Source organism: Stenotrophomonas nitritireducens (assembly GCF_001431425.1).
Classification (GTDB): domain Bacteria; phylum Pseudomonadota; class Gammaproteobacteria; order Xanthomonadales; family Xanthomonadaceae; genus Stenotrophomonas; species Stenotrophomonas nitritireducens.
The window spans coordinates 1-13,155 of sequence record NZ_LDJG01000010.1 but is presented as its reverse complement, the minus strand read 5'-3'; the positions used below and the strand labels follow the sequence as shown (position 1 = coordinate 13,155).

At 66.8% G+C, this 13,155-nt stretch carries 13 protein-coding genes; 2 read left to right on the top strand and 11 right to left on the bottom strand.

Annotated elements, in window-relative coordinates; all coding sequences use genetic code 11:
• Positions 1-32 precede the first annotated feature (32 nt).
• The 8 genes from ABB22_RS07680 to ABB22_RS07650 all read right to left on the bottom strand — a co-directional run bounded on the left by ABB22_RS07680 (position 33) and on the right by ABB22_RS07650 (position 9,144).
• Positions 33-344 carry a DUF5076 domain-containing protein gene (locus ABB22_RS07680; protein WP_082443448.1) on the bottom strand — a complete coding sequence of 104 codons (312 nt, stop codon included), beginning with the start codon at positions 342-344 and terminating at the stop codon, positions 33-35.
• 71 nt (positions 345-415) lie between these two features.
• Positions 416-1,120: a DUF6680 family protein gene (locus ABB22_RS18150; protein ID WP_152984080.1), complete on the bottom strand. Its 705-nt coding sequence runs from the start codon at positions 1,118-1,120 to the stop codon at positions 416-418.
• 338 nt (positions 1,121-1,458) lie between these two features.
• Entirely contained in the window at positions 1,459-1,866 is a 408-nt protein-coding gene (locus tag ABB22_RS07675; RefSeq protein ID WP_055764312.1) for a hypothetical protein, read from the bottom strand.
• 102 nt (positions 1,867-1,968) lie between these two features.
• On the bottom strand, positions 1,969-3,966 hold the full coding sequence (locus ABB22_RS07670) for a M2 family metallopeptidase (protein ID WP_055764315.1): 1,998 nt from the start codon (positions 3,964-3,966) through the stop codon (positions 1,969-1,971).
• Between the two features lie 267 nt (positions 3,967-4,233).
• Positions 4,234-4,668 carry an EamA family transporter gene (locus ABB22_RS07665; protein ID WP_055764318.1) on the bottom strand — a complete coding sequence of 145 codons (435 nt, stop codon included), beginning with the start codon at positions 4,666-4,668 and terminating at the stop codon, positions 4,234-4,236.
• 209 nt (positions 4,669-4,877) lie between these two features.
• Positions 4,878-6,533 (bottom strand): phosphoethanolamine transferase, encoded by a 1,656-nt coding sequence (locus ABB22_RS07660; RefSeq protein ID WP_082443449.1) that lies wholly within the window; start codon positions 6,531-6,533, stop codon positions 4,878-4,880.
• Positions 6,530-7,297 carry a phosphatase PAP2 family protein gene (locus ABB22_RS07655; RefSeq protein ID WP_082443450.1) on the bottom strand — a complete coding sequence of 256 codons (768 nt, stop codon included), beginning with the start codon at positions 7,295-7,297 and terminating at the stop codon, positions 6,530-6,532. The genes ABB22_RS07660 and ABB22_RS07655 overlap by 4 nt, the downstream gene beginning before the upstream one ends.
• Positions 7,298-7,398: 101 nt before the next feature.
• Positions 7,399-9,144 (bottom strand): ArnT family glycosyltransferase, encoded by a 1,746-nt coding sequence (locus ABB22_RS07650; protein ID WP_082443451.1) that lies wholly within the window; start codon positions 9,142-9,144, stop codon positions 7,399-7,401.
• A 183-nt stretch (positions 9,145-9,327) separates the two neighbouring features.
• Here ABB22_RS07650 and ABB22_RS07645 point away from each other — a divergent pair, with 183 nt between their 5' ends.
• Both ABB22_RS07645 and ABB22_RS07640 read left to right on the top strand, forming a co-directional pair.
• Entirely contained in the window at positions 9,328-10,035 is a 708-nt protein-coding gene (locus tag ABB22_RS07645; RefSeq protein WP_055764324.1) for a response regulator transcription factor, read from the top strand.
• Entirely contained in the window at positions 10,032-11,309 is a 1,278-nt protein-coding gene (locus ABB22_RS07640) for a sensor histidine kinase (protein WP_055764327.1), read from the top strand. Before ABB22_RS07645 ends, ABB22_RS07640 begins: the two co-directional genes overlap by 4 nt.
• A gap of 271 nt (positions 11,310-11,580) precedes the next feature.
• Here the strand turns inward: ABB22_RS07640 and ABB22_RS07635 are convergent, their stop codons facing one another.
• From ABB22_RS07635 to minD, 3 genes are all read right to left on the bottom strand, one after another.
• Positions 11,581-12,075: a hypothetical protein gene (locus ABB22_RS07635; RefSeq protein WP_055765329.1), complete on the bottom strand. Its 495-nt coding sequence runs from the start codon at positions 12,073-12,075 to the stop codon at positions 11,581-11,583.
• A gap of 44 nt (positions 12,076-12,119) precedes the next feature.
• A complete protein-coding gene (minE, locus tag ABB22_RS07630) occupies positions 12,120-12,377 on the bottom strand; it encodes a cell division topological specificity factor MinE (RefSeq protein ID WP_055764330.1) in 258 nt (85 codons plus the stop codon).
• A gap of 2 nt (positions 12,378-12,379) precedes the next feature.
• Positions 12,380-13,155 (bottom strand): septum site-determining protein MinD (minD, locus tag ABB22_RS07625; protein ID WP_057505175.1); only part of this gene is annotated, 776 nt, incomplete at its 5' end.

Sequence of the window (13,155 nt, the reverse complement as noted above, 5' to 3'; positions counted from 1 at the left end):
GCGGCTTCGGCTTGAATGAATTGTTAGACCTGCTACCCGTGACCATGACTAAAGGCGCCTTTGGCATCAAATGTGGGGTTGCCCAGCTCGTCGTGGAGTGATTCCAGGATGGCTGCAATGGTGTCGGGTGCAGATTGGCCGTACTGCTCCTGGAGTGCATTGGCGATGTGGCGGATGGTGTCAGCTAGGAAGATGCCCCATGCCGGGGCCTCCTCACGACCGTTGTCCTGCCATAGGCCGATGTTAATCGTGCAGTGCTGCCCGTGCTCAGCGATCCAAGCGCTGAGCATTTGGATGGAATTGTCATCGCGCTGTGTGGCGGGTGGGATTACGAGAGGTTTCATAGCAGGTCTAACGCCTGAGTTAAGCCGCGCCGCGAAGCGGTGTCGGCTTGAATGAATTGTTAGGTTGCACGCTAGTCATCTTTAACTTTGACTGTAAGCGACCCGTCACCGTTTAAAGCAGATCGTAGCGACTGATGCAAATCAATCTGTGCTTTCAATGCGTCTTCATCAATTGGAAAGCTGGTGACATTCATGCTTAGGGGGCTTGCTCCGGAAAGAACATCAATGGCGAGACGGCGCAGCCTTTCTTGTTCCTCCTCAAGGCGACCATGAGCCACGGGTGAGTAGATGTGCTTTTTTAGCTGGACGCGGTCAAAGGTAAAGTCAACGTCAACTGCAATTGCGTTTAGCAAGTTGACAAAGAGCTCTTCTCCGCGTGCTCTCCAGTTCGCCGCTTGATCATCCTCAAATTTTGTTTCAAGGTGGTCCAGGTACTCTCGCCAAGAGTTCAGCACCGTCTGCTCCCGCTTAGATCGACGATGTATCCCTAGAGCTCTATGACCATAGAACGTCAGGTCAATCATGTTGAGCGCTTGCACGTGCTCAGTGCTTAGACGAGCTGCGCGCGTTGCCATTAAGGTGTGGAATACCCAGAGCTTTCGCTGTCTTCTCTCGCGAATACGCTCAATCGTCTTCTGAGCTTGTACGGCAAGAATTGGGCCGAGTAGCGTGGCAGAGATGATGAGTGTGTTTGCTATTTCCATCATATCCCCCTGATGTGTCCGTGCAACCTCAACGCCTATTGGACCGCCTAAACGCGGTGTAATGCGGATCATGGCTGACTTCCATTGGGCTGGCAATGCGTGGCTTTCCCTTTCTGCATCAGTTGCTTGGAGGGCTCTTGAGCGATTGGGTAGGATGGTTTTGCTTCGGCGTTATACCGCAGGAATGCTGCTGTAACGAATACACCTGCTGGCCCGTGGGTGTAACGCGGATGCGACGTAACCGGATTGCCGCGCAGGTCAGCGTGGTTGGATGCAGAAAAGCGAAGGGCGCCATCGGGCGCCCTTCGTGTTCTGGTTTTGCTCCGGCTCCATGGTGCGCCGGTGTTGCGATATCAACCTGCCGGTTGCATCGGCTTTTAACCGTTCACTTCAATCCGGGGCGGCGGCGCCTACACCGACGAGAGCAGCTGGAAAATCGGCAGGTAGGCCGACAGAAAAACCAGGGGCACGCCGCCGAACAGCGTGAGCAGTCCGAGCACGCCTGCGGCGATCGGGCGGCGGGCCTTGCTGGGCCAGGACAGCCGGATCAGGATCACGAGAGCCGGGGCGCACCAGATGGCGGGGTAGAAGCGGGTGGTCAGGCGAGTGAGCAGCGGCAACTCGTTGCCGGACAGGCTGAAGGCGGTGAAGGTGTCGGAGAACTGCGGGAAAACCCATGCGCCGATCAGGGTGATGGCGATGGCCGCGACGATGCTGGAGATCAGGCCGATGAGCAGCCAGATGATTCCCCGCGAGTGTGCCGGTGTTGCTGGGGCAGGGGAAAGTCCGGGAGATCTGCTTGCGGAAATATCGGTCATGGGCAGTGTTTTAAGGTCATGTCGAGATATGGGGCACGCGCGGGTTTCACCTGAGCGAAGGGCGCCTTGAGGCGCCCTTCGTCTCCACGCTTCAACCCGGCTTTACGGCGCCGCCGGCTTCACCGGCTGCGGGGTGCCCGCCTGCCACCCGCACATCTGCCCTTCGTTCTGCTGCTTGAGCCATTCCTGCAGCGGGGCGAAGTATTCCAGCATCGGCGCGGCGTCGAGTTTCTCGGTGCCGGTCAGTTCCTTGAGGGTGGCCTGCCACGGCTGGCTGGCGCCCTTGCTGAGCATGGCCCAGTACTTCTGGCCGGCTTCCTTGTTGCCGTAGAAGGTGCACTGGTTGAGCGGGCCGGTATAACCGGCGGCGTCGCACAGTCCCTTGTAGAACTGGTACTGCAGGATGCGCGCCAGGAAATAGCGCAGGTACGGGGTGTTGCCCGGCACGTGGTACTTGGCGCCCGCGTCGAAGTAGTCCTCGCCGCGCGCGCTGGCCGGGGCCACGCCCTGGTACTGGGCCTTCAGTTCCCACCACTTCTGGTTGTACTGCTCGGGCTTGATCGAGCCGTCGAAAACGCCCCAGCGCCAGCGGTCGATCATCAGGCCGAACGGCAGGAACGACACGCCGCTCAGCGCCATGCGCATCTGCGCGTTGATGGTGGCCTCGCGGCTTTCCTGCGGCTTGTCGACCAGGCCGATGGAGTTGAGGTACTGCGGGGTCATCGCCAGCACGATGGTGTCGCCGATGGCTTCGTGGAAGCCGTCGTTGGCGCCGCCCTGGAACAACGGCGGCAGCGGGTTGTAGGCCAGGTCGTAATAGATGTGGCCGAGCTCGTGGTAGATGGTGGTGAAGTTTTCTTCGTTCGGGGTGATGCACATCTTGGTGCGCACGTCCGCGCCCACGTCCTTGCCGTCGCCGCCCATGTTCATGTCCCAGGCGCTGGCGTGGCAGACCACGTTGCGGTCCAGCGGCTTGATGAACTGGGTGTTCTGCCAGTAGCTGGGCGGCAGCTTGGGCATGCCCAGGGACACGTAAAAGTCCTGCGCGCGCTCGGTCATCTGTTTGGCGGTGGCCAGTTCGGCCTCGCGCTGGGCCTTGAAGCGGGCGGCGACGTCGGCGTTGGCGCCGGCCTTGGCCAGCGCCGCGCTCAGGTTGCCCTGGTGCTGCTTCTCCAGCGCGGCGGTGATGTCCAGGCTGCCGGCGCCGGGGTAGGGCTGCAGCTGGTCCCACAGGTTGCTCCAGTCCTGCTGCCACATGTTGCCGGTCAGGTGCGCGGCGATCAGGCCGCCGCCGACTTCGGCCTTGTCCTTGCCGTATTCCTTGTCCAGCTTGGCGCGGGTGTAACAGTGCAGCTGTTCGTACAGCGGCTTGACCTGCTCCCACAGGCGGTCGGTTTCCGGGCCGACCTGCTCGGCCGGCATGTCGTAGCCGGCGCGCCACATCTGCCCGGCATCGGTGTAGCCCAGTTCGCGCGCGCCTTCGTTGACCAGTTCGACGAAGCGCTGGTACGGCTCGCGCGAGGCCACGGCGGTGGAGTGCCAGCCCTGCCACGCGTCGAGCTGCTTGGCGTAGTCGTGCGAGCGCGCCAGCACCTGTTCCAGCTCACCGAGCTGGCGGCAGTTCTGCGCATCGCCTTCGCCGGTGCAGTAGGTGCCGGCGCCGTAGTCGCCTTCCAGCTTGGTGGCGATGGCGGCCAGTTCGGCCAGCTTGGCCGGGTCGCGCGGGGCCGGCATGGCGGTCATCAGCTTGAGCAGGTGCAGGGCACGCTTTGTGTCCTCGCTCATCGGCTGGCCTTCGTACTTGCCGGCCTGTTCGATCCAGCCGTTGAGCGTGGTCAGCCAGCGCTCGTTGGCCTTGGCCGCCACGCGCGCGGAATCGTCGTTGATGTAGGTGGACGAGAGCCACTGCGCCGAGGTCATTTCCGGGTACATGGCTTTGTACTCGTCGTTGACCCGGGCGATGAACTGGTCGGCGCTCTCGGATGGCGCGGCCTGCGACGCCGGTGCGGCGGTGTCGGTGGCGGTTTCCTTGTTGCAGGCGGCCAGCGACAGCACGCCGGCGCTCACGGCGAGGGCCAGCAGCAGATGACGTTGTTTCACGCGATTCCCCGGTGGTAGTTGACCGGCGAAGGCTAGAGGGCCGCGGCGGTCGCGGCAAGAGGCGAGGAACGCGTGGAGAGGAGCGAGACGGAGGCTGGACGATCTGCGTCTTGTAGAGCGGGGCAACGCCCCGCTGGGGCTTCACCGGGAAAGCCCCGCCGGGCGTCGCCCGGCCCTACAGAGCGCGGCGGTCGTGTAGAGCGGGGCAACGCCCCGCTGGGACTTCACCGGAAAGCTCCGCCGGGCGTTGCCCGGCGCTACAACACCTCAGCGCTTAAGGGCCATCAGCAGCACGCCGCCGCCGATCATCGCCACGCCCAGCCATTCGCGCCAGGCCAGGCGTTCGTGCAGGAAGGCGAAGGCGAATACCGCCACCAGCACCACGCTGAGCTTGTCCACCGGCGCCACCTGCGAGGCCGGGCCGCGTTGCAGGGCGCGGAAGTAGCACAGCCACGAGGCGCCGGTGGCCAGTGCCGAGAGCAGCAGCCAGAGCAGGGTCTTGCCGGGCAGGGCCAGCGGGTTGCTCCACTTGCCGGTGGCGGCCACGAACAGCCCCAGCACCGCGACGATGGCGACGGTGCGCAGCAGCATCGCCAGGTCGGAATCGACCTGCTGCAGGCCGAGCTTGGCGAAGATCGCGGTCAACGCGGCGAAGGCGGCCGACAGCAGGGCCCAGGGCAGCCATTGCGGGAAGGTGGCCATGGTGGTTCTCCGGGGTGAGTCGGATCATCTTGCCACCGAAGAAGCGCACTTCAGTGCGCGATGGGGCTTCGGCGGGGTACTGGCAGAAGGCTGTCCGCAAAGAGCGGCAATGACGCCTGGAAAACACCGACTGTTTTTGCTTCCTCTACGGACAGGTGTTCCGGAAAGGCCTCATCGTGCATTGAAGTGTGCTCGCGCGAAGGGCGGCTTTACCCCCCGCAACCGGCGAACAGGTCGCGGTCGCGCGCGTAGACCGAGGTGCCGACCTGCATCAGCCCCAGCACCGAGGGGAACAGGTTGTCCTGGTCGGTACGGCGGTGCGCGCGGTCGCGCAGGCATTGCAGGTCCAGGCCGCGGTCGGTGGCGAACTGCGGCGAGAACCACATCACCATCGGCACGCGGGTCTGTTCGTCCGGTGCGATGGCATAGGGCACGCCATGCAGATACAGGCCCTTCTCGCCCAGCGATTCGCCGTGGTCGGAGAGGTAGATCATGGCCGTGTCGTAGTCGTCCAGGCCGCGCAGGGCGGCGATGGTCTGGGCCAGGAAATGGTCGGTGTAGCGCACCGCGTTGTCGTAGCTGTTGACGATCTGTTCGCGGCTGCATTTGCCCAGGTCCGCGGTGTCGCAGGTCGGCGCGAACTGGCGGAACTGCGCCGGGTAGCGTTGGAAGTAACTCGGGCCGTGGTTGCCCAGCTGGTGCAGGACGACGACGCGGTCGCCCGGCTTGGCGCGCACCTGCGCGGCGAGGTCGTCGAGCAGGATCTCGTCCATGCAGCGGCCGTCGGCGCACAGGCCGGGCTTGGTCGCATCGTCCAGGCGCTGGATGTCCAGGCCTTCGCACACGCCCTTGCAGCCGGACTGGTTGTCGCGCCACAGCGTGGCGATGCCGGCATGTTCGAGCACATGCAGCAGCGACTGGTGGGCGCGGATCTTCTTCTCGTCGTAATCGTGGCGGCCGAACGGCGAGAACATGCAGGGCAGCGAGACCTCGGTGCTGGTGCCGCAGGAGTGCATGTCGGGGAAGTTGATCACGCCGGCCTGCGCCAGTTCGGGCGTGGTCTGGCGGTCGTAGCCGTTGAGGCCCCAGTTCTGTGCGCGCACGGTTTCGCCGACCACCAGCACCAGCAGGCGCGGCCTGCTGCCCGCTGCGCGAGGGGGGGCCTTGGCGTCGGTGCCGAGCGGCAGCTTGGGCTGGTTCTTGATCGGGTTGGAGGTGACCAGGTTCTGCTTGAGCGCGATCAGGTAGTTCACCGGGGTGGCCAGGTAGCGCACCTCGCGATGGTTGCGCATCAGCGCCGACACGTTCTGGAACGAGGCCAGCGTGCCGGCGCCGGCCACCACCACCACGCCCACCAGGAACAGCAGACGCCACAGCAGGGTGCGGCCCCAGCCGCGGCGGCGCAGGCGCACGCGCCACAGCAGCACGCACGGGACCAACGCGTAGCCGAGCAGCGGCAGGAGCAGCGCCGGCGTCATCAGCTCGCGCGATTCCTTCTGGTCGGTGGCCAGCACGTTGCGCAGCATGTCCGCGTCCAGGTAGACGTTGAAGCTGTTCATGTAGTGCGTGGCGAAGGCGGTGGTGACGAACAGGACCGTCAGCAGCACCTTGGCGTTCCAGCGCCACACCAGCAGGCCGAGCAGCAGGGCATGCACGCCCATCAACAGGGCGAACAGCGACAGCGCGAACAGCACGCTGCCGGGGTTCGTGGCCATGGCGTCGCGCCAGAACAGGCCGTTGCAGACCAGCGCGAAGAACGCGCTGGCCAGCAGGATCAGCGTTTCGGTAGTGATTTCCGGGCGCCACCGGCGCAGACGCGCGAATGCGGTGGTCGATGCGGGCAGGGGCGGGGAGACGGCGTTCATGCGCGAGCTTCTTCCTTGAAGGGGGTGGCCTTGGCCGGCGGGAACATCAGCAGGTAGATCAGTACCGCCACGGTCCAGCTGACCGCCAGCGACCACACATCATGCGAGAGGAAGTGCGCGCCGCGCAGTTGCTGGGAGATGCCGAACACCAGGCCGGTGGCCACGGCGACCGCCAATGCCGCCCAGCGCCATTGCGGGCGCATCCGCAGCGCGAAGAAGTACAGCGCCACCCAGCCATAACCGGCGCTGGCATGGCCGGCCGGGAAGCAGGCGGCATGGCCGAGCATGACCGGGCGTGGCTGGAACAGGCCGATGAACGGACGCAGGCCGCCGTAGCGCTGCAGGTCCCAGGGGCAATCCATCTGGGTCATGGATTTGAGCAGGGCGACCATGCCGGTGGACAGGCCCACCGCCAGCAGCAGGTACAGCAGCGGCATCCGCAACGGCTTCCAGCGGGTGTCGAAACAGGCGCGCAGCAGGGCCAGCATCACCAGCAGTGCGGCGAGGGTGCTCAGGTTCTTGCCGCCGCGATGGACCACATGGCTGGTCCACCAGGAATCCTTGAGTGCCCATTGGCCGCCCTCCCAGCGGTAGAACAGGTCGGCCAGCCACTGGTCGCCATTGCCGGCCATCAGTACCGCGCTGGCGGCCAGCGCGATCAGCAGGGGAATCAGCAGGTGGCGGCCAAGAAAGCCGCGCCGGGTGGCGGCGAGCCCGCCGACCGGCAATGCATAGGGAGCAGGCGAGGAAGGAACGGCAGGCACAGGAGCGGTACGCCATCGACGGTGAATGGCGGCATGGTCGGTCCCGGCATGTCGGAGACTGGTCGGAGGCGCGTCGGCAGGACGTTAATGCCACACCGGGTTCAGTCGTCGTTGGTTTCGTCCGGCGTTTCGGCGACTTCGCCGTGGCTTGCGGCCACGCAGGCGGTATCCAGCGCGGTGCCCGGCAGCAGCTGCCATTCGTTGCGGTTGGCGCTGCCGATGTCGATCACCCGTGCCGGGTCGGCGCAGGGCGTCATCGCCTGCTTGAGGACGAATAGCCAGCGCCGCTCCGGAGCGGCCGCCACCCACTGCCCGGCCAGTTCCCACTGTTCGGACCAGGGGCGCTTGAAGCCGAAGTCCGCCGCCTGCGGATGGGTCTGCAGCAGGTTCTGCTCGCGCCAGGCGACCATGCCCAGTTCGCCGTCGCCGATGCGCTGGCGTGCCTTGTCCATGACCGCGGCGGCCGAACTATAGGGGTCCAGCGCCGGCATCAGGCCCAGCCCGTACATCGCCCACAGCAGCACGGTGGCCAGCACCGCCGCCAGCCCGGCGCGGCGCAGGCGCAGCGTTGCCACCAGCGCCAGTGCGGCGATGCCGAAACCCAGTAGCCAGGCGCCGACCTGCGGCAGCACCCACGGGTCGATCGCGCGCTTGGCCGCGTTGCGCTGCGCCCAGCCGTCGCCGTGCAGCGCGCCATAGCCGATGGCCAGCGTCGCCACCGCCAGCAGCAGCACGTATGCCAGCAGCGCCCAGCGCACGCCGGTGCGGCGCAGCAACCCGGCCAGCAGCGGCGCGGCCGCAACCGCCAGCGCCGGCAGCATCGGCAGGATGTAGACCTCGCGCTTGCCCGGGCTGGCGCTGAAGAACAGCAGCACCAGCAGCGCCCAGCCCAGCAGCACGATGTAGCGCGGATCGGCGCGGCGCAGGCGGCGCCACCAGGCCGGCACCAGCCACGGCAGCAGCAGGCTGCCCGGCAGCCACAGCGTGGCGATCACCTGCAGGTAGTACCAGGCCGGCTGCTTGTGGTGCCAGGCGTTGGCATAGCGGGTGCCGGTCTGCTTGAACAGCAGTTCCTGCGCGTAGGACTGCAGGTGCGGATCGGGGTTGTGCAGCAGGGCGATGCCCAGCGGCGCCAGCCACACGCAGGTGCCGGCGATGAACAGCGGCAGGATCAGCCACCAGCCCCAGCCGCGCCCGGCGCCGGTCACACGGGGGTGCCGCCAGCGCCAGGCGGCCCAGGGCAGCAGCGCCAGCAGTGGCAGGAACCCCACGCCCTTGGTCACCGTGCCCACACCGGCGGCGAAGGCGCCCAGCGCCAGCAGCTTCCAGTTGGGCCCCAGCAGCAGATGCCGCAGCAGCGCCCACAGCGACAGCGTGGTCATGCCCACCAGCACCATGTCGATCTGCGCGCGCTTGGCCATCAGCCCGAACTGGATGCACACGAACAGCCCCAGTACCGCGTAGCGCGCCACGCGCCGGTTCCACAGCCGCCGCGACAGGTCCCAGGTCAGCCACAGGGTCAGCAGCGCGGACAGCAGCGACGGCAGCAGGAAGGCGATGTTCCAGTTGCCCAGCACCTTGTAGGTGGCGGCCTGGATCCACATGAAGGTCGGTGGCTTCTCCGCGTACAGCTCGCTGCCCCGGTGCGGCAGCAACCACTGCCCGGTTTCCACCATCTGCCGCGCGGCCAGCACGAAGCGCGGCTCGTCGGGCGGGGAGGGTTCGCGCATGCCGAGCCCTGCCAGCAGGCTGGCCACGATCAGGGCCAGCAGCAGGAACCAGGGGGCGGAAGATCGGAGGCGGGTCGGGCGCACGCGGGGCTCGTCTGCGGGGTGGTCGGGGATCATCGCGCGGCCGGCGTGGGAAGCGCGTCGTAGGACGCATTGTCACCTGTTTCGACGTCGCTCCGACCACCGCTGCGGCTACGATGGGCACGCACGCCCGTCCCACCGCCGCCTGGATGCCCGTCGATGGCGCCGGAGTGCGTTCCACAGGCGGGGCGGGGCATCGTTCTTCCAAGGGTTCTGCACATGCGGCTGCTGGTCATCGAAGACAATCGCAATCTGATCGCCAATCTTTTCGACTATTTCGAGGCGCGCGGCCATGTGCTCGATGTCGCCCCCGACGGCGTGACCGGGCTGCACCTGGCCGCCACCCAGTCCTACGATGCGATCCTGCTGGACTGGATGTTGCCGCGCATGGAGGGGCCGGAGGTGCTGCGGCGCCTGCGCGAGGAACACCGCTCCGAGGTGCCGGTGATCATGCTCACCGCGCGCGACGAACTGCCCGACAAGATCGCCGGTTTCCGCGCAGGCGCCGACGACTACCTGACCAAACCCTTCGCCCTGCCCGAACTGGAAGTGCGGCTGGACGCGGTGCTGGCGCGCACGCACGGGCGCAATCCACGCAAGGTGCTTGAAGTGCACGACCTGCGCCTGGACCTGGCCACGCTGGAAGTACGGCGTGGCGGCCAGCCGCTGCACCTGTACCCGGCCTGCCGCAAGCTGCTGGAAGTACTGATGCGCGCCAGCCCGGCCGCGGTGCCGCGCGACCAGCTCGAGTACGCGCTGTGGGGCGAGGAGCCGCCCGACGGCGACATGCTCCGCTCGCACATCTACGAACTGCGCCGCAGCGTCGATGGTCCATTCGAGGAGAAACTGCTGCACACCCTGCCGCGCGTGGGCTATCGCCTGTGTGCGCCCAGCGCGTCGGCGATGGCCGAGACGGGCGAGCGATGAAGCGGCGGACGCTGCGGCGCAAGCTGCTGGGCTGGCTGGCCAGCTATCTGGCCCTGCTGACCCTGGTGGTGTTCAGCGCCGCCAACTACGTGCACGAGCGTGCCGAGCATTCGGTATGGCGGGCGCTGCTCAATTCCGAACTGGACAGCGTGATCGCCAACAAGCGCGTGGACCCGGACTACCGCTGGCAGGATTCGGACACCCTGCATTTTTTCAGCGAGCACGATGCCCATGGCATCCCGGACGTGCTGGCGCACCTGATGCCCGGGCTGCACGACGGCGTGTGGCTGGAAGGGCACCGCAGCGCGGTCATGGTGCGCGAGACCAGCGACTTCGGCCGCGCGATGCTGGTGCTGGACATCACCGATTTCGCCGACCTGGAGCACTTCATCACCCGCTGGGCGGTATTGGCCGGCATCGCGATGGCGATCGTCACCCTGCTGATGGCCTGGGTCGGCATGAACCGGCTGGTGCGCCCGCTGGTCGGACTGGCCGACGACATCGCCGGGCTGCAGCCCGAGCGCAGCGGCCAGCGGGTGCAGGTCACCGCCCGCGGCAGCGCCGAGATGGAGGTGATCGCCGACTCGGTGAACGATTACCTGGAGCGCAACGAGCGCTTCGTCGAGCGCGAGCGCGCCTTCATCAGTACGGCCAGCCACGAACTGCGCACGCCCATCGCGGTGATCACCGGTGCGGCCGAGCTGGCGCTGGAGCAGGCCGGACTGCCGCCGCGCGCGCGCCAGCAGCTGCAGCGGGTGCGCAGCACCGCTTCCAGCATGGAACAGCTGATCCAGCTGATGCTGCTGCTGGCCCGCGAGCCGGCGCGGCTGGCGGCGTTGAGCGAGCCGTTGGCGCTGGAGCAGTTGCTGCCGGAGATCGTCGCCGACCATGCCTATCTTGCGGGCGGCAAGGAACTGTCGGTCCAGGTGACGGAATCGGCGCCCTGCACGATCGTGGCGCCGGTGGGGGTGGTGCAGGCGGCGGTCGGCAACCTGCTGCGCAATGCCATGGAGAACAGCGACCGCGGCGTGATCCGCATGTCGCTGACGCCGCGGGCCGTGGTGACCATCGAGGATCCGGGGCATGGCATGAGTCCGGAGGAAGTGGCCGCGGCCTACGCCAAGATCGCGCGCGGCGAACGCAACATGCGCACCGGCATCGGCCTGGACCTGATCGGCCGCCTGTGCGAGCACCTGGGCTGGAAGCTGGACATCCACTCGGGCCCGGAGCGCGGCACCCGGGTCACGCTGGACATGGGCGCATCGTTGCCGTGATGCAGGCAGGCCGGTCGCCGCGGCTTTGTAGCGCCGGGCAACGCCCGGCGGGGGCTTTCCCGGTAAGGTCCCAGCGGGGCGTTGCCCCGCTCTACGAGGTGCAGGCTGCCGTGGCTTTGTAACGCCGGGCAACGCCCGGCGGGGCTTTCCCGGTGAGGCCCCAGCGGGGCGTTGCCCCGCTCTACAAGGAACGGGCTGCTGTGGCTTTGTAGCGCCGGGCAACGCCCGGCGGGGCTTTCCCGGTGAGGCCCCAGCGGGGCGTTGCCCCGCCCTACAGGAGGGGCAGGGCGAGCAGGTTGCGTTCGACCAGCCACTGCTTCGCGTCGTCGGCATCCTGCTCGAACCACGCACGCGTCGAGCCGAGCCGGTAGGTATAGCCCCACGCATCCATGTCGGCCATCAGCCGCGCGCTGCCGACGCCGGGCAGTTGCCCGGCCAGCACGATCTGCAGGTAGCAGGTGGCGTCTTCCTCGGGCACCGAATCGGTGGCGTCGGTGTGCACGAGCGCGCGCCGCTCGGGCGGCAGCACGATCAGGTGGCAGGCCTCGTGCAGCATCGAGTGCACCGGCGTGTCCGCGCGCACGTAGACATCGGTGGCGATGATGCCGGCCTCGGGTTCGCCCCAGTAGCTGCCGGGAATCTTCTGCCCGTCGTCGACCCGGTTCAGGCGCAGGCCGTGGCGGGCGAGCAGCGCGGCCGCGTCGTCCCAGGCGATATCGCCCACGCACAGGATGGTGGCGGGCTCGGTGGAGGGCGGTAGGGGCATCAGTATCGGCACCCGGGGCCGGCAGGCGGCCCCGGGTGCAGGAATCAGCTCTGCGGGCCTTCGGGCAGGGCCACGGAAATGTCGAGCACGTCGTGCTCGCCATCCTTGACCAGGTCGACCTTGACCGCGTCGGCGTCGATGTTGACGTACTTCTTGATCACTTCCAGCAGCTCGCGCTGCAGCAGCGGCAGGTAGTCCGGGCCGCCGCGGGTGCTGCGTTCCTGGGCGATGATGATCTGCAGGCGGTTCTTGGCGGTTTCGGCCGTGCTTTTCTTGGCCTTGAAGATGTCGAAAAGTCCCATCGTCACCCTCCGAACAGCTTGCTGAAGAAGCCCTTCTTCTCAACGGAAATGAAGCGCATCGGGCGCTCCTCGCCAAGGATGCGGCCGACCGCGTCCTCATAGGCCTGGCCGGCCATGGATTCGGTGTCCAGGATCACCGGCTCGCCCTTGTTGGAGGCGTTGAGCACGTCGCCGGACTCGGGGATCACGCCGATGGCCTTCAGCCCCAGCACTTCCTCCACGTCGCCGATGCTGAGCATCTCGCCGCTTTCCACCCGCGCCGGGCTGTAGCGGGTCAGCAGCAGGTAGGCCGGCACGTTCTTGCCGACCTCGGCATTGGCGGTCTTGGAGTCGAGCAGGCCGATGATGCGGTCCGAGTCGCGCACCGAGGACACTTCCGGGTTGACCACGACCACCGCGCGGTCGGCGAAGTACATCGCCAGGAAGGCGCCCTTCTCGATGCCGGCCGGCGAATCGCAGATGACGAAGTCGAAACCGTCGGCGGCCAGGTCCTTGAGCACCTTCTCCACGCCCTCCTTGTTCAGCGCGTCCTTGTCGCGGGTCTGCGAGGCGGCCAGCACGAACAGGTTGTCGAAGCGCTTGTCCTTGATCAGGGCCTGTTTCAGCGTGGCCTCGCCATGGACGACGTTGACGAAGTCGTATACCACCCGGCGCTCGCAACCCATGATCAGGTCCAGGTTGCGCAGGCCGACGTCGAAGTCGATGACGGCGACCTTCTTGCCGCGGCGGGCCAGGCCGCACGCGATGCTGGCGCTGGAGGTGGTCTTGCCGACGCCGC

Bases quoted from the DNA above. Each gene is read 5' to 3' on its own strand.
- ABB22_RS07665 (WP_055764318.1), bottom strand. From the start codon at position 4,668: ATGGCCACCTTCCCGCAATGGCTGCCCTGGGCCCTGCTGTCGGCCGCC.
- ABB22_RS07645 (WP_055764324.1), top strand. From the start codon at position 9,328: ATGCGGCTGCTGGTCATCGAAGACAATCGCAATCTGATCGCCAATCTT.
- ABB22_RS07640 (WP_055764327.1), top strand. From the start codon at position 10,032: ATGAAGCGGCGGACGCTGCGGCGCAAGCTGCTGGGCTGGCTGGCCAGC.
- ABB22_RS07680 (WP_082443448.1), bottom strand. From the start codon at position 344: ATGAAACCTCTCGTAATCCCACCCGCCACACAGCGCGATGACAATTCC.
- ABB22_RS07635 (WP_055765329.1), bottom strand. From the start codon at position 12,075: ATGCCCCTACCGCCCTCCACCGAGCCCGCCACCATCCTGTGCGTGGGC.
- ABB22_RS07650 (WP_082443451.1), bottom strand. From the start codon at position 9,144: ATGATCCCCGACCACCCCGCAGACGAGCCCCGCGTGCGCCCGACCCGC.
- ABB22_RS07660 (WP_082443449.1), bottom strand. From the start codon at position 6,533: ATGAACGCCGTCTCCCCGCCCCTGCCCGCATCGACCACCGCATTCGCG.
- ABB22_RS18150 (WP_152984080.1), bottom strand. From the start codon at position 1,120: ATGATCCGCATTACACCGCGTTTAGGCGGTCCAATAGGCGTTGAGGTT.
- minE (WP_055764330.1), bottom strand. From the start codon at position 12,377: ATGGGACTTTTCGACATCTTCAAGGCCAAGAAAAGCACGGCCGAAACC.
- ABB22_RS07675 (WP_055764312.1), bottom strand. From the start codon at position 1,866: ATGACCGATATTTCCGCAAGCAGATCTCCCGGACTTTCCCCTGCCCCA.